The organism is Corallococcus sp. bb12-1, assembly GCF_026626765.1.
GTDB classification, from domain to species: domain Bacteria; phylum Myxococcota; class Myxococcia; order Myxococcales; family Myxococcaceae; genus Corallococcus; species Corallococcus terminator.
Genome location: NZ_JAPNJZ010000027.1, coordinates 96403 through 119637, shown reverse-complemented (window position 1 = coordinate 119637; position 23235 = coordinate 96403). Strand labels below are relative to the sequence as shown.

The window sequence follows — 23235 nt, the reverse complement described above, 5'->3', positions numbered from 1 at the left end:
GGTCAGGGGCTGCTGGCGACATCGCTGGCGGGGGCGGCGTCGGGTTCATCCAGGCCACGCAAGGGCCGCGAGAGCGCCGCAAGTACCGTCACGAACATCGTCAGGAGGCCCGCGAGGATGAACATCACCGCGATGCCCCGTCCCGCGCCCTCGCCCACGAAGCGCCCCAGGAGCGCGGCGAGCGCACCACCTGGACGCAGCGCGGGTTCGAACACCTGATCCGCCAGCGGGCCGGAGAGGGTGTAGGCCAGCGGCAGCATCGCGCCAGTGAGGGTGCCGGTGAAGGCGAACACCCTCCCGCGCAGCTCCAGCGGGACCTTGCGCTGGAGCAGTGTCTGGCTGGCGCCGTTGACGAGCGGGATGCTGAAGAAGAAGCAGAAAGCGATGCCCGTCAACAGCGGGATGGACGTGACACACCCCACGAGGATGAAGAGCACCCCGCTGATGAACTGGACCGCGAGGATGCCGTGGACCATGCGGCGGGGGCTGCCCAGGGCGCTCATCGCCAGACTGCCCGCGAGCAGGCCGACACCGCCCGCCGTGGTGATCGCCGCCAGCGCGCCCACGTTGGACAGGGAGAGCACCAGCGGGGTGACCAGCACCTCCACGACGCCCACGAAGAAGTTGCTCGTGGCCAAGAGGCCGATGAGCACCAGCAGGCCGGGCGACGTTCCCAGATACCGCGCGCCCGCGCGCACGGACTCCCCGAGCGACGGTCGCTCCTCCTGGACCGGCGTCGTCAGGAACCGCTTCGGGATGCGCAACAGCAGCAGCGGCGTCGTGCCCAGGATGAACGTCACCGCGTCGATGATCAGGATGCCCTGGAGGTGGATGGTCGCCATCAGCGAGGCGCTCGCCAGGGGCGCGATGAGCTGCGAGGCGGCCAGCCCCAACTGGACCATCCCGTTGGCTCGGCCCAGGTGCCGCGCCGGAATGACCGTGGAGACGAGGACACCGAAGGCCGGTTGCTGGAACGAGCTGGCCGCGGACACGACGGCGGTGGTGACGTAGGCATGCCACGGCTGGAGGTTCCCGCTGAACAGCAGCATCGCGAGCACCAGCGACATCAGGCCAGCGACCGAGTCACTGACGATCAACACCCAGCGGCGGTTCCAGCGGTCCACCAATGCGCCCGCCACGGGCCCCAGCAGGATGGCCGGAAGCGTGGCGGACAGCATGACGAGCGCGAAGCGCGTCACGCCCCCGGTGGTCTCGTACATCCAGACGCCCAGCGCGAAGCTGGTCAGCCCGGAGCCCAGCAGGGACACGCACTGTCCCAGCCAGATGAGGACGGCGAACGCGAGGGGGAAGGCTGGCGGATGTTCGGTCTCGGTGGTGGCGGCCGTCATCCGGAGACCCCTGTCTGGGCGCGGTCCAGGTGCTCGCGCAGCTTCTCCGCCAGCGGGTCCACATGCGGGGCGACCATCATCGTCATGTGATCGCCCGGGACCTGCTCGATGCGTACGGCGCCGTCCGCGAAGCGCGTCCAGCCCCAGGTCGCATCGCCCGCGAAGTCGGTCGGGACGATGCCGTCATCCTCGTGTCGCTCGTGGGCCTGGAAGAGGGTGACGGGCACGGGGACGGTGTCCCGGGGGAGGTAGTCGATCCGGTAGGCGGTCTTGTAGACCTCGATGAGACCGTGGACGTGCTGGCTGCTCGTGCCGGGCGGTAGAAGGCCCGTCGCCACCAGCCGCCGCGTCAGCTCCGCGCGACGTTCCTCGGGGGAGAGGGGGCGGAGCACTTCGGCGGAGATGGAGAGGTCCGCGCCGTACAGGCGGCCCGCGGTGCTGGCCACGCTGGCCATCCAGTCCGCGTCATCGAAGGCGGGGGCTTCCGTGTGCGCGGTCGGTTCGAGCGGAATGGTGGTGTTGAGGACGCCCAGGAAGGCGACGGTCTCCCCTTGCTTGCGCAGCCGCTGCGCCATCTCGAATGCAATCCAGCTCCCGAAGGAATGGCCCAGCAGGAAGTAGGGCCCGTGCGCCTGGACCTGTCGCAAGGCCTCCACGTAGCACTCCGCCATCTCCTCCACGGACTGATGCGCGGGGGCGAGCCCATCCAGTCCCCGGGCCTGGAGGCCATACACGGGGCGCGTGGAGCCCAACCGCTTCGCGAGGTCACGCAGGTAGAGGGTGTTTCCTCCCGCGCCGGGCACGCAGAACACGGGAGGCTGTCCACCGCCGGAGTGCAGTTGCACCAGCGGCGACCAGGGCCGCGCGGGTGCGTCGTCCTGGAGAGCCCGCGCGAGCTGTTCGATGGTGGGGCCCTGGAAGAGCGTGGCCAGGGGCAGGGCGCGTCCCAGTTGCTCGCGGATCCGCACCGTCAACCGCACGGCCATCAGCGAATGTCCGCCCAGGTCGAAGAAGCTGTCGTGCACACCGATGGGACGCATCGACAGCAGCTCTTCGAAGACGGCCGCGAGTTGGCGCTCCACGTCGTCGCGCGGGGCGACGAAGTCGTCCTGCTGTGCGCGCTGGATTCCCTTGGGGGCGGGCAGGGCCTTGCGGTCCACCTTTCCGTTGGGTGTGAGCGGGAACGCCTCCAGGACGATGAAGGCCGAAGGGATCATGTACGGCGGCAGGTGCTGCTTGAGGTGCTGCCGCAGCTCCTCCGGGCCCACCGCTCCTGGCGTGGTCAGGGTGAGGTACGCGACGAGCTGCCGGTTGCCGTCCTCTTCGTGTACGAGCAGTTCGATGGCTTGCACCGAGGCGTGCTCCAGGAGCTTCGCCTTGATTTCATCCAGCTCGATGCGGTGACCGCGGATCTTCACCTGCGAGTCATTGCGGCCGATGAACCCGATGGTCCCGTCCGCCGCATAGCGCGCCATGTCGCCGGTGCGGTACAGGCGCGCGCCGGACGTGGTGTCGAAGGGGCTGGGGATGAACCTCTCGGCGGTGAGGCCCGCCTGTCCCCAGTAGCCCTGCGCCAGTCCGTCGCCTCCCACGTACAGCTCGCCGGCAACGCCGATGGGCAGCGGCTGCATCTGCGGGTCCAGCAGGTACATCCGGCTGTTGGCGAAGGGGCGGCCAATGGGGACGATCTGCTCGCTGGGCGTGGGCGTGGCGTTCTCGAAGAAGGTGCTGTCGATCGTCGCCTCGCTGAGCCCGTAGGAACTCACCAGCCGCGTGTCCGGACCGCACAGGGTGCGGAGCTGGTGGTACTCGCGCATGTCCCAGGTGTCGGAGCCGACGATGACCAGCCGCATGAAGTCCAGGCGCTGCCGCTGCTCCTCCAGGTAGCCCATCAGCAGGCGGACCACCGCGGGCACGAACTCACCGCAGTCCACCTGTTCGCGCAGCATCAGGGCGTGCAGCTTCTCCGGTTCGAGCAGCCACTCGCGAGGGCACAGGACCAGCGTCGCGCCAGAGCCCAGGGCGCGCGTGAAGTCGCCGGAGAAGACGTCGAAGGAGAAGCTCGCCATCTGGAGATGGGCGCGCAGCGTGGGCAGCCGGTAGGCGTCCTCCCAGGCGAAGTACGCGTTGGCGAGGCTCCGGTGCGTCACCATGACGCCCTTGGGACGTCCCGTGGAGCCCGACGTGTAGACGACGTAGGCCAGTTGCTCCGGCTCCACGACCTGCGTGGGGGCCGTGGCAGGCTGACGGGAGATGGCGGATGCGTCGGTGTCCAGACGCACCGTCGGCGGCAGTGACGCGGGCAGGATGGCGCGCAGCGTGTCGCGGGTCACCAGGACCTGGGGACGGCTGTCCGCGAGCATCAACGCCGTGCGGTCCTGGGGGTAGGACGGATCCAGCGGGACGTAGGCGCCGCCGGCCTTGAGCACGGCGAGCACCGCGACCACCACCTCCACGGACTTCTCCAGGAAGATGCCCGTGAGCCGCCCTGGTCCGACGCCGAGCGTGCGCAGGTGGTGCGCGAGCTGGTTCGCCTGACGGTCGAGTTCGCCGTAGGTGAGACGCCGCGTCGGATCCACCACGGCGATGGCGTCGGGCGTGCGCGCCGCGTGCCCTTCGATGAGGTGGTGCAGGCAGACGTTGGCGGGGAACGCGCGCTCCGTCTGGTTCCACTCGCGCAGCAGCCGGCTTCGCTCCGTCTCCGGGAGCAGGGGAAGCTTTCGCAGCCGCTGTTCGGGATGGCCAGCGATGCCGGCGAGCAGCGTCTGGAAGTGGGCGACCATGCGCTCGATGGTCGAGGCGTCGAAGAGGTCGCGGTTGTACTCCCAGATGCCTTCCAGTCCTTCGGCCTCCTCCACGAGCCAGAGCGTCAGGTCGAACTGGGCGTGGGGCTCACCCGCGACGGAGAAGGGCTCCAGGCGCAGCCGGCTCGGTCCGGTCGAGGCCTCGGGGGTGTTCTGCAGCACGAGCATCGTCTGGAAGAAGGGGGAGAAGCTGGTGTCGCGCGTGGGCGTCAGCTCCTCCAGCAGCTTCTCGAACGGCACGTCCTGGTGTGCGTAGGCCCCCAGCGTCACATCCACCACGCGTCGCAGCAGCTCGCGGAAGGTCGGGTCTCCGGACAGGTCCGTGCGCATGACCAGTGTGTTGAGGAAGAAGCCGATGAGCGGCTCCACCTCCGTCCGGTTCCGGTTGGCGATGTACGTGCCCACGCTGATGCGGGGCTCGCGCGTGTAGCGGAAGAGCAGGGCCTGGAGCGACGCCAGCATCACCATGAAGAGTGATGCCTTCTCCTGGCCCGCGAGCGCCCGCAGTTGCCGCGTCACCGCCGCGTCCACCCGGAAGGACTGCTTGCCACCCGCATGCGTGCGGACGCGGGGGCGCGGACGGTCCGTGGGCAGCATCAGCGCGCTGTCACTGCCGTCCAACTGCTTGCGCCAGTAGTCGAGCTGCTTGCCGAGCACCTCCCCTTGCAGGTGCTCCCGCTGCCACACCGCGAAGTCGGCGTATTGCAGTGGGAGTTCGGAGAGCGGCGAGGGCTGCTGCCGGCTGAACGCGTCGTAGAGGGCGGCCAGCTCCCGGACGAGGATGCCCGTGGACCAGCCGTCGGACACGATGTGATGCACCACGAGCAACAGGACGTGCTCTTCCGCGGCCAGCCGCACCAGCGTGGTCTGAAGCAGCGGACCTCGGGCCAGGTCGAAGGAAGCGCCCGCCACCTGGAGCGCCAGGGCCTGGCAGCGCTCGCCGCGCTCGGCCTCGGGCAGGTGTGACAGGTCCACCACGGGCAGCGGGACGTTCAGCCGGGGGAGGACGGACTGGCGTGGCTCGCCGCCCTCGGAGACGAAGACGGTGCGCAGGCCTTCATGTCGCCGGATGACTTCGTTGAGGCTTCGCTCCAGCACCTCCGGCTGAAGCGGCCCGAGCAGCCGCGCGAACTCCGGGATGTTGTACGCGGGCGTGCCGGGTTCGAACTGATCCAGGAACCAGAGGCGGCGCTGCGGGAAGGAGAGCGGCAGCGGCTGAACCCGAGACGCCCGGGGGATGGTGGTGGGGCGTGCTAACGCCTCGGGCGCGGCGAGCGCGTTCTGCTGGCGCAGCTTGCGCAGGATGAGCTCGCGCTTCTCCGGGGAGAGCCCCGCCAGCTTCTTGGACAGCTCACTCATTGGCGCCCTCCAGCAGCTTCTCCAACTCCTCTTCCGACAAGCCGTCCACCTCGTCCATCGCCTGCGCGAGCGCGACCGAGTCCGCCTGTTCGAGCTGCGCGAGGACGACCTGTTCGGACAGCTCCGTGATGGTGGGGTACTCGAAGAGGGCGCGCAGGGGCAGCGTGACCTGGAACGCGGTGTTCGCGCGAGAGATGATCTGCGTGGCCAGCAGCGAGTGGCCGCCGATGTCGAAGAAGGTGTCCAGCACGCTGATGGACTCCAGCCCCAACACCTCGCGCCAGATGGCGAGCAGCTCCGTCTCCGTGGGAGTCCGGGGCTGGACGAACTGGGCCTCGGCGGCGCGCGCGGTGGCATCCGGCGCCGGCAGCGCCCTGCGGTCCACCTTTCCGTTGGGCGTCAGCGGGAGCGCGTCCATCCGGACCATGAGCGCGGGGATCATGTAGTCCGGCAGCCGCTCACGCAGGAAGTCGCGCAGCACGGCGGTGTCCAGTTCCCCTGAAGCGCCGACGATGTAGGCGACGAGGCGCCGGGGGCTCTTGGGGTCCTCACGCAGGACGACGACCGCGCTCTGGACGGACGGGTGCCGGCCCAGCGTGGATTCAATCTCTCCCAGCTCCACGCGGAAGCCGCGCAGCTTCACCTGGGTGTCCGCGCGGCCCATGAACTCGATGTTGCCGTCCGGCAGGTAGCGCGCCCGGTCACCGGTCCGGTACAGCCGCGCTCCGGGTGGCCCGAAGGGATCCGGCACGAAGCGCTCCGCCGTCAGCTCCGGACGCAGGCGGTAGCCCCGCGCCACGCCCTCGCCGCCGATGAACAGCTCGCCCGCCAAGCCCGCGGGCACCGGCTGCTGGTGCGTGTCCAGGACATAGAGCCGGTTGTTCGCGAAGGGCTTTCCGATGGGCACGAGCTGGTTGTCCTCCGTCCCCAATCCATCGCCCTCGAACCACGTGCTGTCGATGGTGGCCTCGGTGACGCCGTAGGAGTTGATCAGCCGCGTGCCTGCGCCAATGACGCCCCGAAGCCGGTGGTACTCGCTGACGAACCACGCGTCGGAGCCCGCGATGAGGACGCGCATGAAGTCCAGTCGCTGCCGCGTCTCCTCCAGGTGCTGGAGCAGGCCCCGGAGGACGGCCGGGACGAACTCCGCGCAGTCCACCTGTTCGTCCTTCATGAGGGCATGGAGCTTCGTCTGTTCCAGCAGCCACTCGCGGGGGCAGAGCACCAGCTTGCCGCCCGAGGCCATCGCCCGGGCGAAGTCGCCGGCGAAGACGTCGAAGGAGAAGCTCGCCATCTGCAGGTGGCTGCGGCAGCCCTTCGCCAGGTCGTAGCTCCGCTCCCAGCCCAGGTACGCGTTGGCCCAGTTGCGGTGGCTGACCATGACGCCCTTGGGCGTGCCCGTGGAGCCGGACGTGAAGACGACGTAGGCCAGCTCCTCCGGCGAGGCACAGTGGGGTGGGGCATTCGCGGGGAGCGAGGCCCGCGCGGCGGCTTCCTCCTCCAGCAGGTACAGGTCCACCGCGGGCTTCGACAGGGTCTCCACGATGTCCCGCTGCGTGAGCAGCAGGGACAGCTGGGCCTCGGAGATCATCCGCGTGAGCCGCTCGGGCGGGTAGGAGGGATCCAGCGGCACATACGCGCCGCCCGCCTTGAGGATGCCCAGCAGCGCGATGATCAGCTCGGGCGACTTCTCCAGGCAGACACCCACGAGGTGTTCAGGCCCGACGCCGCGAGCGCGCAGGTGGTGGGCGAGCCGGTTGGCGCGCTCCTCCAACTGGCCGTAGGTGAGCGGCGCGCTTCCCGGAGAGGCGACGGCGATGGCGTCGGGCGTCCGCCGCGCGTGGGCTTCGATGAGCTCGGGGAGGCAGCCCGTCTGGTCGGGCTCCACGCGCGAGTCGTTCCACTCCACCAGCACTCGGTGACGTTCGGCCGCGGTGAGCAGGGACAACTGCCACAAGCTCTTGTCCTCCGCTTCGGTCATGCCCTCCAGCACCGTGCCCATCTGTTCGAGCATCCGCTCCACGGCTCCGGCTTCGAGCCTGGGGGATTCGAAGTCGATGTGGAGCAGCAGCTCCCGGTCGGCGTGGGCCGTGAGCGTCAGCGGGTAGTTGGTGCGCTCCTGGGCGACCACGTCGCGGATCTCGAACTGGCTGGCGCCTTGCCGCACCGCCTCTTCGACGGGGTAGTTCTCGAAGACGAAGATGCTCTCGAAGAGCGGCGTGCCACGCGGCACCGGGCTCCAGCCCTGGACCTGGACCAGTGGGGCGTACTCGTACGGTGCGCGCTCCACCTGCCAGTCCTGGAAGGCCTTCAGCCACTCCACCACCTTCTGCTCGGGCGGCAGCTTCACGCGCGCCGGCAGGGTGTTGATGAAGAGGCCCACCATCTGCTCCACGCCCGGCAACTCGGGCGGGCGGCCGGCCACGGTGGCTCCGAAGACCACGTCTTCCACGCCCGCGTGCCGTCCGAGCACCAGCGCCCAGGCCGCCTGCACCAGCGTGTTGAGCGTCACCTGATGGCGGCGCGACAGGGCACGCAACCGCTCCGTCACGTCGGCGGACAGGTGACGACGGCGCTCGCCCATCACCTGCGGCGAGCTCCGGGCCTGTCCTCCCGACTCACCGGGGAGCGGCGTCGGTTCGCCGAAGCCCTTCAGGGACTCGCGCCACCAGCCCTCGGCCTGGGCCGTCCCCTGCTTCACGAGCCACGCGATGTAGTCCCGGTAGACCGGGGGCTCTTCCATGCGCAGTGGCTGCTGGCGGGTCGCGGCGTCGTAGAACGCCAGCATCTCGTTGAGCACCCGCCCGACGCTCCAGCCATCCAACAGCAGGTGGTGGAAGCTCCACACCACGCGCCAGCTACGCTCCGCCAGCCGCAGCACGGCCACGCGCATCAGCGGGGCCTGCTTCGGGTTGAAGCCGCGCGCCTGATCCGTGGCCATCCAGTCGGACTGCCAGCGCTGCCGCACCTCCGTCGGCTTGTCCCGCAGGTCGTGCTCCTCCCAGGGGAGGTGGACCTCGCGCTGGACGACCTGGAGCGGCTGCGCCAGGCCTTCCCACGCGAAGCGGGTGCGCAGGATGGGGTAGCGCGCGATGATCTGCTGCCACGCGCAGCGCAGCGCCGCCACGTCGAGGTCCGCCTCCAGCGTCCAGGCGGCCCGTTCGAAGTACACGCTCTCACGCGGATCCAGCAGGGCGTGGAAGAGCATGCCCTGCTGCATGGGCGACAGCGGGTAGAGGTCCACGATGCCGGGACTGGCGCGCACCAGCTCGTCCAGCGCGGGCTGCGACAGCGGGGCCAGGGGGAAGTCCCCGGGCGACACGCGCGCCGCGTCCTCGGACGTCCGCTGCGCCACGAGGGTCCGCAGGGCCTGGAGGTATGACGACGCCACCCGCTCCAGCGTGGCCTGCTGGTGCAGTGCCTGGCTGTAGGTGAACGACACCTCCAGCTTGCCGCCGAGCACATGGGCATTCACGTCCAGCACCTGCCGGCGCTGACCGAGGCTCCCATGCGGCGAGCCGGAGGGCTCATCCGCGGCGGTGAACAGGGATGCGGGCGACAGGGCCGAATCGAGCTGGCCCAGGTAGTTGAGGGACACCTGGGGCTCGGGCTGTGCCTGGAGCCGCTGGCCCACGGTGTCCTTGCGCAGGTAGCGCAGCAGGCCGTAGCCCAATCCCTTGCGCGGCACCTGCTGCAACGCGTCCCGCACCGCCCGGAGCCTGGCTCCGGGAGTGCCGCCCTCCGGCAGCTCCAGCGTCACCGGATAGGTGGTCGTGAACCAGCCGACCGTGCGGCTCAGGTCCACGTCCTCGAAGATCTCCTCGCGGCCATGGCCTTCCAACTGCACGCGCACCCGGGGTTGCTCCGTCCACGTGGAGAGGGCCTGGGCCAGGGCGGTGATCAGCACCTCGTCGATGCGGGCACGCCAGGACTTCGGCACCTCCTGGAGCAGCAGCCGCGTCTCCTCGGTCTCCAGGGAGACCGTCACGGTGTGGGCCGACTCGTGCGTGTTCGCGCCCGTGGCGTCGTCCATGGGCAGGGCCGGCACGTCGCTGGACTGTCCCAGCCAGTACGTGGCCTCCTTCTCCATCTCCGGTCCCTGCGCGTGGTGCTCCAGACGCTGGGCCCACGCGAGGAAGGAGGTCGTCTTCGGCGGCAGCGACGCCGGGGCATCGCGCAGGAGCTGCTGGCACGCCGACTCCAGGTCCATCAGCAGCACGCGCCAGGACACCGCGTCCATCACCAGGTGATGGATGACGATGAGCAGGCGGGTGCCACGCTGGGCGCCCAGGTCGAACAGGACGGCCGCGACCAGCGGGGCCTGCTCCAGATGGAAGCCCGCCTGGGCCCGCTGCGCTTCGGCTTCCAGCGCCGCGCGCTGGGGTCCATCCTCCAGGCCGGAGAGGTCCACCTGACGCAGCGTCACGGTGTTCTCCAATCCCGTGCCCGTCTGCTTCCATCCCTCAGGCGTCGAATCGAAGCGCAGCCGCAGCACGTCGTGGTGGGCCACCAGCGCTCGCAGCGCCTCCTCCAGCAGGGCGGGGGCGACGGGCTGACGCAGGCCCAGCAGCACGGACTGGTTGTAGTGATGGGGCTGGGGGCGCTCCCATTCGAAGAACCAGCGCTGGATGGGCGTGAGCGGGCCGGGGCCCATCACGGCGCCTTGTTCGGCCTGAGGCCGCTGGGCCTGTCCGACCTGGGGCGCCAGCGAGGCGATGGTCTTGTGTTGGAAGACCTGTTTCGGGGTGATGTAGAGCCCGGCTTCCGTGGCGCGCGCGATGACCTGGATGCTGACGATGGAGTCGCCACCCAGCTCGAAGAAGTCGTCGTGGATGCCCACGCGCTCACGCGACAGCACCGACGCCCAGATGTCCGCCAGCGCCTGCTCCACCGGCGTGCGCGGTGCCACGTAGGTGGACTCGCGTTGCTGGTGCTGCTGCTCCAACGAGGGCAGCGCCTTGCGGTCCACCTTCCCGTGCGCCGTCAGCGGCAGGGCCTGGAGCATCACGAAGGCCGAGGGCACCATGTACTCGGGAAGCCGTGAGGCCAGCGCGTTGCGCAGCGACTCAGGCTCCGGGCGCATGCCCTCTTCGGGGACGACGTAGGCGACGATCTGCTTGCGGCCCGGGGACTCCTCGCGCAGCACGACCGCGACCGCGCCCACCTCCGGACGCTCCGCCAGCGCGGCTTCAATCTCTTCCAGTTCGATGCGGAAGCCGCGCAGCTTCACCTGCTGATCCAGGCGGCCCAGGAACTCCAGCGACCCGTCCGCGCGCAGGCGCACGCGGTCCCCCGTGCGGTACATCCGCGCGCCCGGCACCGTGCCGAAGGGCTCCGGCACGAAGCGCTCTGCCGTCAGCTCCGGACGGTCCAGGTAGCCGCGCGCCACGCCGACGCCCGCGATGTACAGCTCGCCGGGCACGCCCACGGGCAGGGGCTGCATCCGCGCGTCCAGCACGTACAGCCGCACGTTGGGCCAGGCCTTACCAATGCCGGGCCGGTCCGGATCCACATGGTCCTCCAGCGACGCGCAGACCGTCACCTCGGTGGGCCCGTACGCGTTGATGAAGTGGCGGGTGCCCACCCACCGGCGCGCCAGCTCCGGCGTGCACGTCTCGCCCGCGGAGATGAGCGTCTCCAGCGCCGGCAGCCCCGTGGGCTCCAGCCGCGCGAGCACCGACGGCGTCAGCGTCACGCTGGTGATGGCCTGCGACGCCAGCAGCGCCTGCAACGGGGGCCCCGGCATGATGTCGTCGCGCGACGCCAGACACAGCCGCGCGCCCGCCAGGAGTGTGGAGAAGATCTCACACACCGACGCATCGAAGCCGAAGGCCGCGAATTGCAGCACGCGGCTCGCGGGGTGGAGTCGGTGGCCGCGCCCGGCCGCGAGCGCCGTGTTGCACAGGCCTCGGTGCGACAGCAACGTGCCCTTGGGGCGGCCCGTCGAACCCGAGGTGAAGATGATGTACGCCAGATTCTCCGGCGACAGCTCCACGGCCGGAGGTGTCACGGGCTTCCGGGCAATCCGTGGCCATTCGGAGTCCAGACACACCAGCAGCCCCAGCGACGGCAGCTCATCCGCCAGGTGCTCCTGCGTGACGAGCACCGGGATGGACGCGTCCTGCATCATCAGGCCCAGCCGCTCCACCGGATAGGTGGGATCCAACGGCAGCCATGCGCCCCCGGCCTTGAGGATGCCGAGGATGCCCACCACCATGTCCAGCGAGCGCTCCACGCACAGGCCCACGCGGGACTCGGGCCCCACGCCGCGCTCCTTCAGATACCAGGCGAGCTGGTTGGCCCGCGCGTCCAGCTCCCGGTAGGTGAGCTGCCGCGCTTCGAAGGAGACCGCCACCGCGTCGGGCGTGCGCGCCGCCTGCGCCTCGAAGAGCTGGTGGGCGAGGAGGACCTCGGGAAGCGGCGACGCCGTGTCGTTCCAGGCGCGCAGCACCTGTTGCCGCTCTTGCGCGGACAGCAGGGGCAGGCGGGAGATGCGTTCTTCGGGACGGGCCAGCGCGCCCAGCAGCACTTCGCGCAGGTGGCCCATCATCCGGTCGATGGTGGCCTGCGTGTAGAGGTCGGTGCTGTATTCGCACAGGCACTCCAGGCCGCGCGCCGTATCGGTCACCACCCACGTCATGTCGAACTTGGCGGCGCCGGTGCTGCTGCTCTCTTCACGCAGCTTCAGTCCGGGCAGCTCCAGGTCGGAGGAGGGCGCGTTCTGGAGGATGAGCTTCACCTGGAACAGCGGCGAGTACGCCAGGTCACGCTCGGGGTTGAGCGCCTTGACCAGATCCTCGAAGGGCAGGTCCTGGTGGGCATACGCCGCCAGCGCTTCCCGCCGCGCCTGGGCGAGCAGCGCGCGGAAGGACGGGTCTCCGCCCAGGTCGCCCCGCATGACGAGCTGGTTGACGAAGAAGCCGATGAGGCCCTCCGTCCCGGAGTGATTGCGATTGGCGATGTCCGTGCCGAAGATGATGTCCGTCTCGCCGGTGGTGCGGTGCAGCAGCACCTGGAAGGCCGCCATCAGCGCCATGAAGGGCGTGACGCTCTCGCGGCGGCAGAGCTCGCGCAGCTTCGCGGCCGCGTCCTCCGGCAGCAGCAGCCCCTGGTGTGTGTGTCCCAGGAAGCGCTGCACGGGAGGCCGAGGGAAGTCCGTGGGCAGGTCCAGGAAGGCAGGAGCCCCCGACAGGCGCTGCTTCCAGTAGTCCCGCTGCCGCTCCAGCACCGGGCCCGACAGCCACTCGCGCTGCCAGCGTGCGTAGTCGCCGTATTGCACCGGCAGGCGAGGCAGCGGCGAGGGCCGATTCGCGGAGAAGGCGCGGTACAGCTCCGCCACCTCCCGCACGAGGACGGACAGGGACCAGCCGTCCGCGACGATGTGGTGCAGCGTCAGCAGGAGCAGGTGCTCGTCCTCGCCCAGCCGGAGGAGCGCGCCCCGGAACAGCGGTCCGGTCGAAAGCGTGAAGGGCCGCTGGGCCTCTTCCTCGGCCAGTCGCCGGGCCTCCTCCTCGCGGCGCTCCGCCGGAAGCTCGCGCAGGTCGATGAACTCCATCGCAGGGATCGCCTCCGGCGCGATGCGCTGCACCGGGGCCTGCCCGCTCATCTGGAACGTCGTGCGCAGGATTTCGTGGCGGCGCAGCAGCTCTTCCAGACAGCGTTGGACCGTCTTCGGATCCAACGTGCCCGTCAGTCGGAGGACGGCGGGCATGTTGTAGAAGGCGCTGCCGGACTGCATCTGATCCAGGAACCACAGGCGCTGCTGCGCGAAGGACAGCGGCAGTGCCTCCTCGCGGGGGAAGGCCGTGAGCGGCGGGGGAGGCGCCTCGCCCGAACCGTGGGCGCGCAGCCCCTGGAGGTGCTCGGCCAGCGTGGCCACCGTGGGCGCTTCGAAGAGCGCGGCGATGGGCAGCTCCAGGCCGAAGGCTTCACGCACCCTCGACACCACCTGCGTGGCCAGCAGCGAGTGTCCGCCCAGGTCGAAGAAGTGGTCGTGGATGCCGAAGCGGTCCGTGCGCAGCACGTCCGCCCAGATGCTGGCGACCAGCGACTCGGTGTCGTTGCGCGGGCCCACGACCGTGTCGGCGGTCCGCTGCGTGGGCATGGCGAGCGCCTTGCGGGCCACCTTGCCGTTGGCGGTGAGGGGCAGGGCCTCCATCGCCACGAAGGCGGAGGGGATCATGTAGCCGGGCAGTCGCTGCGACAGATGCGTGCGCAGGACGCTGGCCTCCGTCTGGCGCTCCGGCCGGGGCACGACGTAGGCGACCAGCCTCGGGTCGCCGGGCTCGTCCTCGCGCACCAGGACCACGGCGTCGTGCACGGACGAGTGCATGCGCAGCGCGGCTTCAATCTCTCCCAGCTCGATGCGGTGGCCGCGCAGCTTCACCTGCCCGTCGCGGCGGCCGATGAAGTCGAGCGTCCCATCTGGCAGGAAGCGCGCCAGGTCTCCCGTGCGGTAGAGGCGCTGCCCGGGCCGACCGCTGAAGGGATCCGGCACGAAGCGTTCGGCGGTGAGGGCGGGACGCCTCAGGTAGCCGCGCGCCACGCCCGCTCCGCCGATGTACAGCTCCCCCGCCACGGCGACCGGCACGGGCTGCATCCGCTCATCCAGGACGTACAGCTCCGTGTTGGAGATGGGCCGGCCAATGGGCACGAGCCCGTCCGGCGGGCCGTCACCCGTGAGGTCGTGGATGGAGCAGCCGACGACCGTCTCGGTGGGGCCGTACTCGTTGATCAACCGGACGCCCGGCGCGTGCTGGCGCCAGAACTCCACCGTGGCCGGAGGCAGGGCTTCGCCGCCCACGACGAAGGTGCTCTCCACCCGGGCCAGCGCGGTCGAAGGCACCAGGTGGGAAAGCGCCTGGAGGTGCGCGGGTGTGAGCTTCACCAGCTCGTGTCCCCGCTCCTCCTGCAACGCCCGCGCGAGCGCCTCCAGCTCGTTGCCGGCGGGCAGCATGCGCACCGTCGCGCCCCGCAGCAGGGGGGTGAGGAGGCTGGTGAGGGTGGCATCGAACGCGATGGAGGTGTGCACCAGGGCGCTCTGTCCCTGCGCCACGCCATACGTCCTGGCGGCCCAGGTGAGGTACTGCACCAGGCCGCCCTGGGTGATCATCGCGCCCTTGGGCAGGCCCGTGGAGCCAGACGTGTAGATGACATACGCCAGGGATTCACTGCCCGCGCTGGGGGGCAGGTCCGGCGCGGACGCCGCGCCAATGAAGTCCAAGGCATCCAGGAAGACGCGCTTGACGTAGGAGGACGCGAACGTCGCGTCGAGCGCCTTCGTTGTCAGCAGGAGCGCCGAACGTGAGTCGGTCAGCATGTACGCCAGCCGCTCGGCGGGATACGTCGGATCCAACGGCAGCCAGGCCGCGCCCGCCTTGAGCGCGCCCAGCAGACCCACGAGCAGTTCGATGGAGCGCTCCAGGCCGAGCGCCACCACCTGTTCTGGCCCCACGCCCCGGGAGCGCAGGTGGTGCGCGAGCCGGTTGGCGCGCGCATCCAGGGCGCGGTAGCTGAGCGAGCGCGCACCGTCGACGACGGCCACCGCGTCCGGCGTGAGCTTCGCCTGGGCTTCGAAGAGCTCCTGGAACGTCGTCGTCCTGGGGAACGGGACGGAGGTGGCGTTCCACTCCACCAGCATCCGCTGCTGCTCCTCGGGAGGCAGCGCGGAGGACAGGTGGTGCGCCTGCTCCGCGTGGAAGGCCAGGGCGTTCAGCACGCGTGCGTAGGACGCGCCCATGCGCTCCACCTGCACGTGCTCCAGTTCAACGGCGTTGTAGTCCAGCTCGAGCGTCAGCTCCTGGGTGTGCGGCTCCGTCTGGAAGTGCACCGCCAGCGTGACGTTGGTGCCTTCGGAGCGGATGACGCCCAGCGTCTCTACCGAGGCCAGCGTGCCGGACAGGTCGTGCAGCACGTGGAAGTGCATGTAGTTGAACATGACTTCGTAGAGCGCTTCCCGGCCCCACTGGCGCTGGATCTCCGCCATGGGGTAGCGGCGGAAGGGATAGAGCGTGCGCTCGTGCTCGAAGGCCGCGTGGACCAGCGACTTCCAGCTTCCAGGCTCCAGCTTCAGCCGGAAGGGCAGGGTGTTGAGGAAGATGCCGCGCAGCTTGGAGCCGTCGCCTTCCTCCGGGCGGCTGTTGACGCCCATGCCGGTGATGACGTCCTCACGGCCGCTCAGCAGGCTCATGACCTTGAGGTGCGCGGCCACCAGGATGCTCTTGAACGGCACCGAAGCGGTCCGGGTCAGCGCCTTCAGGCCCGCGTGGAGCTCCTGCGAGAGGGGCACCTTGACGGTGGCGATTCGCGGCTCGCCTTCCGCAAGCGCCCGCCGCCAGCGTGGCAGCCGCATGACCGAACCGCCCGCGAGCTGGTCGCGCCAGTAGTGCTGATGCTCCTCGGACTCCAGGGCGCGCTGCTCCAGCGCCACGAAGTCGCGGTAGGTGAGGCTCGTCTGCTCCGCCGGGGGCGGCGCCTCACCGCGCTCCAGCGCATGGTAGTGATTGAACATCTCCACCAGCGTGGAGTGCAGGCTCCAGCCGTCGATGATGGCGTGGCATTCGGTGAGCGTGAACTGGAAGGAGCCTTCCGCCCGCTGGTGGATGAAGTAGCGCAGCAGCGGAGGCCGCGACAGTTCGAAGTGCCGCTGCTTCTCCAGCTCCAGCAGCTTGTGGATCTCCGCGTCCTGCTCCGCGTCCGACAGGTGACTCAGGTCCACGAACTCGACGGAGAGGTGCGCGTTCTTGTGCACCAGCTGCAACGGCTGGCTGTACGTCGTCATGTCGAACGCCGTGCGCAGCACGGGTTGACGCGCGACGATGGCCTGCACCGCTTCTTCGAAGCGCACCGGATTTAGCGGGGTCCGCAGCCGCAGATGGAAGCTGTCGGTGTTGTGGTAGATGTTGGAGTTGGGCGCCAACTCCATGTGGTACAGCATTCCGGCCTGGATGCGGGCCAGCGGGTAGGCGTCCTCGACGTCGGCCGGAAGCCGGGCGCGGTCCTCGGGCGTGATGAGGCTGAAGGGCTCCGTGCGCGGCAGCTCCTCCGTCGTGACCGCGCGGACCTCCGCGGCCTGGAGCAGGGTCGCCACCGTCTGGTGTTGGAAGAGCTGCTGGAGGGAGAAGCGGATGCCCTCGCGCTGCGCCAGCGTCAGCACCTGGATGCTGAGGATGGAGTCGCCGCCGAGCGCGAAGAAGTTGTCGTGGATGCCCACGCGCTCCACGTCCAGCACCTCCGCCCAGATGGCGCAGAGCACCTCCTGCGGACGGGTGCTGGGGGCCACGTACTGCGTGCCCAGGTCGGGACGGGACTGGTCCGGCGTGGGCAGGGCCTTGCGGTCTACCTTGCCGTTCGCGGTCAGCGGGAACTGCTCCAGCATCACGAAGGCGCCCGGCACCATGTAGTCCGGGAGCTTGCCGAGCAGGTACTGCCGCAGGTCATTGATGCTCGGCGCGCCCTCCTTCGGCGCGGCCACGTAGGCCACCAGCGACTTGCTGCCCGCCGGGTCCTCGCGCACCAGCACCAGGGCTTCGCGCACCGCAGGGTGCAGGCTGAGGACGATTTGGATCTCGCTCAGCTCGATGCGGAAGCCGCGGATCTTCACCTGATGGTCGATGCGCCCCAGGTACTCCAGCTGGCCGTCCTTCGTGAAGCGCGCCAGGTCTCCCGTGCGGTAGAGCGCGGCGCCGGGCGTGCGGCTGTACGGGTGCGGGATGAAGCGCTCCGCGGTGAGCGCGGGCCGGCCCAGGTAGCCGCGCGCGAGCCCCGCGCCGCCGACGAAGATCTCCCCCGCGACGCCCACCGGCACGGGCTCCAGGCGCGAGTCCAACACGTAGAGCTGGAGGTCCGGGATGGCCACGCCGATGGGGCTCTGCTGCGTGCGCGCCGCCTCCGTCATGCTCATCGGACGGTAGGTGACGTGCACCGTCGTCTCGGTGATGCCGTACATGTTGATGAGCTGGGGCTGCGTGTCCCCGTGCCGGCGGAACCAGGGCACGAGGCTCGCGGGCTCCAGCGCTTCGCCGCCGAAGACGACGTAGCGCAGGGCGAGCGGACGCGGCCCGGACTCGCTGCGCTCCTCGGCCTGGATGAGCTGGCGGAAGGCCGCGGGCGTCTGGTTCAGCACCGTGACGCGCTCCTGGCTCAGCAGCTCGTAGAAGGCATCCGGCGAGCGCGAGACGAGGTACGGGACGATGACCAGCCGGCCGCCGTACAACAGCGCGCCCCACAGCTCCCAGACGGAGAAGTCGAACGCGTAGGAGTGGAACAGCGTCCAGACGTCCTTCTCATCGAAGTGGAACCAGTCTGCCGTCGCTTCGAACAGCCGCGTGACGTTGCGGTGCGGCAGCAGTGAACCCTTGGGCAGGCCCGTCGAACCCGAGGTGTAGATGACGTACGCCAGGTGGTCGCTGTCCAGCACGAGGCCCGTCGCCTGGGTGGACTGCCGCGCGAGCAGCTCGGCGGCGTCCTCCAGGACGAGCAGCTCGGTGCCGCTCTTCGGCAGGCGTTCGACCAGGGCGCGCTGGGTGATGACCAGCGGCATGTGGCTGTCCTCGACCATGAAGGCCAGCCGGTCCGCGGGGTACGTCGGGTCGAGCGGCACGTAGGCGCCGCCGGCCTTCAGGATGCCGAGGATGCCCACCACCGTGGCCAGCGAGCGCTCCACGCACAGTCCCACCAGTGTTTCGGGCTGGAGGCCGCGCGCCAGCAGCGCATGGGCGAGCTGGTTGGCGCGGGCGTCCAGCTCCGCGTAGGTGAGGCGTTCCCCTTCGCCCACCACGGCGATGGCGTCAGGGCGTCTCCTCGCCTGTTCCTCGAAGCGCTGGTGCAGACAGTCGCTGCCGGAGAAGTGCTTGAGGACGGGCCAGACATCGAGCAGCTGGTGGCGCTCGGGCTGCGTCAGCAGGGGCAGGGTGTCCAGCCGCGCGTCCGGCCGCGCGACGATGCCTTCGAGCAGCGTCTGGAAGTGCCCGCGCAGGCGCTCCATCGTGGAGGGCTCGAACAGGTCGCGGTTGTATTCGAAGAAGCCACGCAGCCCGTCCGCGCTCTCCTGGAGGTCCAGCGTCAGGTCGAACTTCGCGGTGCCCGTCTCCACCTCGATGGGGAGGATCTTCGCGCCGGGGAGGACCAGCTCCTGCGGCGCCTGGGCCTGGAGGTTGAACGCGACCTGGAACAGCGGGGTGTAGGCCAGGTTGCGCTCCGGCTGCACCTCGTCCACCAGCCGCTCGAAGGGGATGTCCTGGTGCGAGTAGGCCGCCAGCGTCGTCTCGCGGGTGCGCTGGAGCAGCTCACGGAAGGTGGGGTTGCCGGACAGATCTCCGCGAAGGACGAGCGTGTTGACGAAGAGGCCGATGAGCCCTTCGGTCTGCACGCGGCCCCGGCTGTTCTGCGGCGCGCCCACGAGGATGTCGTGCTGGTGGGTGTAGCGGGACAGCAGGGCCTGGAAGGACGCCAGCAGCGTCATGAAGAGTGTGGCCCGCTCGCGCTGACCGAGCTGCTGCAATCGCGCCACGAGCGCCGACGGCAGGTGCAGGGGCAGCAGGGCGCCCCGTTGGGTCTGGATGGCCGGACGCGGGTGGTCGGTGGGCAGTTGCAGCAGGGACGCGCCCGCGAGCTGCTTCTTCCAATACGCCACGTGCTCGGTCAGCACGCCTTCGGTGCTCAACCACTCGCGCTGCCACTGGGCATAGTCCGCGTACTGGATGGGCAGCGACTCCAGCTCCGGTTCACGGCCCTCGGAGAACGCCGCGTAGAGCTGCGCCACTTCCTGGATGAGGATGCCCAGCGAGCCACCATCCGAGATGATGTGGTGCATCGTCATCACGAGGACATGGTCCGTCGCGGTGAGGCGTAACAGGCGCGCGCGCAGGAGGGGCCCGCGCATCAGGTCGAAGGGCCGGCGCGTCTCCTCCGTCGTGCCCCGGCGGGCCGCCTCTTCACGCTCGGCTTCGGGAAGGGCTTCCAGGTCCACGAGCACGACGGGCGCGGTGCCCTCCATCGCGACGACCTGGACGGGGTGTCCCGCTTCCTGCGCGAACGTGGTGCGCAGCGATTCGTGCCGCTCCACCATCGCGTCGAAGGTCTGCTGGAGCGCGCCAACGTCGAGCACACCCTGGAGCCGCACGGCCCCCGCGATGTTGTAGCTGGGGTTGTCCGGCTGCATCAGGTGCAGGAACCACAGCCGCTGCTGGGCGAACGAGACGGGGAAGACGAAGGTTTCAGCGTTCATGGGCGTGATCGGAAATCAGGTGGGGGCCCGTGGAGGCGCGAGGAATGGACGTGCGCGCCACACCAGCGGGGTCCGTGAGAAGGAAGGGCTGCCTTCAGTCCCCTTTGTTGGAGGAGTCGGGCAGGTTGAGTTCGGCGCGGGAGGTGGCCTGGAGACGGCGGGCCTGCCGGGGACGCGCGACCAGCGGCGGAGGTGACGCGGTGGGCTTGTCCTGCTGCCGCGCCTCCAGGTGCTTCGCCATGGCCTCCAGCGTGGGCCGTTCGAAGAGGACGCGCAGGGACACGTCCACGCTCCAGGCCTCCTGGACGCGGGCGAGGATCTGCACGGCCTTCATCGAATGGCCGCCCAGCTCGAAGAAGTCCTCGTGCAGGCCGACGCGCTCCACGCCCAGCACCTCGCGCCAGATCTCCGCGAGGCGGACCTCCAGCGGCGTGCGCGGCGGCTCGAACGTGGAGGCCGCGCGTTGGGACGGCGTGGGCGAGGGCAGGGCCTTGCGGTCGAGCTTGCCGTTCGCCGTGCGAGGAAAGGACTCCAGCGCCACGAAGTGCGACGGAATCATGTAGGCCGGCAGGTGGGAGCGCAGGTGCTCCCGCAGCGCCTGGGCCTCCGGAGCGTCACCGGTGCCGGGCTGGAAATACGCCACCAGCTCCGAGCCGCCCGCGAGTTCCCACACCCGCACCGCCACCTCGCGGACACCGGGGTGAAGGCTCAGCCGCGCTTCAATCTCTCCCAGTTCGATGCGGTGGCCCCGCAGCTTGATCTGCCCATCCTCGCGGCCCACGTAGTCCAGCGAGCCATCCGACAGGAAGCGCACGCCGTCGCCCGTGCAGTACAGGCGGGCTCCGGGCTCACGGCTGAAGGGATCCGGGATGAAGCGTTCGGCGGTCAGGTCCGGGCGGTGGAGGTAGCCCTGGGCCACCCCGAGTCCGCCGATGTACAGCAGGCCCACGACGCCCACGGGAACGGGCTGGAGTCGCGCGTCGAGCACGTACACCCGCGTGTTGTCGATGGGCCGGCCAATCGTGAGCCGGGCCTGCTCCTCCACGCTCGACACGGTGGACCAGATGGTGGTCTCCGTGGGGCCGTACATGTTCCACAGCGACGCACCCCGGGCACGCAGCGGAGCAATCAACTCCAGGGGAAGGGCCTCGCCGCCGCACAGCATCTTGAGCGACGGGTCTCCGGCCCAGCCCAGCGCCAGCATCATCCGCCACGTGGAGGGCGTGGCCTGCATCACGGTGGCGCCGCTGGCCGCGAGCGCGGGCAAAAGCCGCGTGCCATCCACGGCCGTCTCCCGGCTGGCGATGGCCACGCACGCGCCGACACTCAGGGGCAGGAACAGCTCCAGCACGGAGATGTCGAAGGCGATGGTCGTCACCGCGAAGAGCGTGTCGGCCTCGGTGATGCCGGGCTCGCGCTGCATCGACGCCATGAAGTTGGTGGCCGCGCGGTGGGGCACCGCCACGCCCTTGGGCTTCCCGGTGGAGCCGGATGTGTAGAGCACATACGCCAGGTGCTCACCGGACAAGGGCAGGTGCAGCGGCTCCGAGGACGCAGGGGCCGTGTCCGCCAGCAGGACGGTCCGGACCCGGTACGTCGGCGCCTGCGAGGCAAGTGCCGGCTCGGTCAGGAGCAGCGCCACGCCGCTGTCCTCCAGGATGTGGGCCCGTCGCTCCTCGGGGTAGAGCGGATCCAGCGGCACGTATGCAGCGCCCGCCTTGAGGATGCCGAGCAGACCCACGAGCAGCTCCAGGGAGCGCTCCATGAAGATGCCGACGCGCTGTCCCGGCTCGACGCCCAGGGAGCGCAGGTGGTGCGCCACTCGGTTGGAGCGCGCCTCCAGCTCGCCATAGGTCAGCGCGTGCGATTCGAAGCGGGCGGCGATGGCTTCCGGACGTCGTGCCGCCTGCGCTTCGAACAGGCCGTGGAGACCCTGCGACGGTGACACCTCGCGGGACGTGGCATTCCAGTCGCGCAGCAGGAGCGTCCGCTCGGGCTCGGTGAGCAGGGGCATCCGGGAGACGGGCTGCGTGGGGTTGTCCGCCACCGCGGCGAGCAGGGACAGGAAGTGTCCCGTCATCCGTTCAATGGTCGCGGCGTCGAACAGGTCGGTGTCGAAGGTCAGGTCGCTGACCAGCCCGTGCGGCGTCTCGTTCATGGAGAGCGAGAGGTCGAACTGCGACGTGCCGCTTTCAATCTCCAGTTGTTCAATCGCGAGCCCGGGCAGCGTCAGCGATTCGGTGGGCGTGTTCTGGAGCGTGAACAGCACCTGGAAGAGCGGCGAGTGGCTCAGCGCGCGGGTCGGCTGGAGCGCTTCCACCAACTGTTCGAACGCCAGTGCCTGATGGACGGAGGCCGCGAGCGTGGTGCGGCGCACCTGTCCCAGCAGCTCCGAGAACGAGGGCTCCCCACCCAGGTCGAGGCGCAGGGGCAGCGTGTTGACAAACAGGCCGATGAGCGGCTCCGTCTGCGGAAGCCGGTTGGCGATGGGGAAGCCCACCACCAGGTCCTTCTGCCGGCTGTGGCGCGACAGCAGCACGCCAAAGGTCGCCAGCAGCGTCATGAACAGCGTGGACTCTGCTTCACGTCCCCGCGCCTTGAGCCGTGAGACGAGCTCCAAGGGGACCGTGAAGCGCCGCGTGGCGCCCTGGAAGCGCTGCGCGGCGGGGCGGGGACGGTCGGTGGGCAGCTCCAGCAGGCCCGGTGCCCCGGCCAGATGCTCCTTCCAGTACGTGAGCTGCGGTTGCGTGGCACCCCCCGTGGCGCGCTCCTGCTGCCAGCGCGCGAAGTCCGCGTAGTGGAGCGGTAGCTCGGGCAGTGAGGGCGCGGTGCCGGTGGTGAAGGCCCGGTAGAGCTCCGCCAGCTCGCGCACCAGCACCCCGATGGACCAACCGTCCGACGCGATGTGATGCAGCGTGAGCAGCAGTACGTGTTCGCGCGCATCGAGCTGGAGCAGGCACAGCCGCAGCGGCAGATCCTTCGACAGCTCGAAGGCCTTGCGCGCCTCCTCCGCCGCGAGCCTCCGGACCTCCGCCATCCGGGCGTCCGCGGGCAGTGCCTGGAGGTCCACGCGGGGCAGTGCCACCGGCGCGACGGGCTGGATGCGCTGCACGGGCCGGCCCTGCACCTGGGCGTAGGTCGTGCGGAGGATGTCGTGACGGCGGACGATCTCCTCCAGGCTCCGGCGAAGCGCGTCCCCATCCAGTACGCCTTCGAGCCGCAGGGCCGCGGGCATGTTGTACGCGCCGCTCGGGCCCTGGAGCTGCTCCAGGAACCACAGGCGCTGCTGTCCGGACGACAGCGGCAGGTCTCCGTCACGCGGGCCCGCCGGGATGATCTCCGCGGCGGCCTGGAGCGACTGTCCCGCCTGGCGCAGGAACGCGGTGATCTCCTCCTTGCGCTCCTTCATCCGCCCTGTGAGCTCCGGGGTCATCACGCCCGGAGGCGCGCTGAAGCGCAGGCGTTCGCCCTCCATCCACAGCCGCACGTCCTGCTT

The 23235-nt window shown here is 69.9% G+C and carries 4 protein-coding genes; all 4 read right to left on the bottom strand.

Features of this window, described 5'->3' with window-relative positions; genetic code table 11:
• Positions 1 to 2: 2 nt before the first annotated feature.
• Positions 3 to 1349, bottom strand: coding sequence for an MFS transporter (locus OV208_RS31525; RefSeq protein ID WP_267577641.1), 1347 nt, complete (start codon positions 1347 to 1349; stop codon positions 3 to 5).
• Entirely contained in the window at positions 1346 to 5512 is a 4167-nt protein-coding gene (locus OV208_RS31520; protein ID WP_267577640.1) for a non-ribosomal peptide synthetase, read from the bottom strand. The genes OV208_RS31525 and OV208_RS31520 overlap by 4 nt, the downstream gene beginning before the upstream one ends.
• Complete coding sequence (locus OV208_RS31515; RefSeq protein WP_267577639.1) at positions 5505 to 19739, bottom strand: non-ribosomal peptide synthetase; 14235 nt, start codon at positions 19737 to 19739, stop codon at positions 5505 to 5507. Before OV208_RS31515 ends, OV208_RS31520 begins: the two co-directional genes overlap by 8 nt.
• 94 nt (positions 19740 to 19833) lie before the next feature.
• Positions 19834 to 23214, bottom strand: a complete 3381-nt coding sequence (locus tag OV208_RS31510; protein ID WP_420715071.1) for an amino acid adenylation domain-containing protein — start codon at positions 23212 to 23214, stop codon at positions 19834 to 19836.
• Positions 23215 to 23235: the final 21 nt, after the last annotated feature.

Coding starts and splice junctions, on each gene's coding strand:
- OV208_RS31525 (WP_267577641.1), bottom strand. CDS start 1,349: ATGACGGCCGCCACCACCGAGACCGAACATCCGCCAGCCTTCCCCCTC.
- OV208_RS31520 (WP_267577640.1), bottom strand. CDS start 5,512: ATGAGTGAGCTGTCCAAGAAGCTGGCGGGGCTCTCCCCGGAGAAGCGC.
- OV208_RS31515 (WP_267577639.1), bottom strand. CDS start 19,739: ATGAACGCTGAAACCTTCGTCTTCCCCGTCTCGTTCGCCCAGCAGCGG.
- OV208_RS31510 (WP_420715071.1), bottom strand. CDS start 23,214: ATGGAGGGCGAACGCCTGCGCTTCAGCGCGCCTCCGGGCGTGATGACC.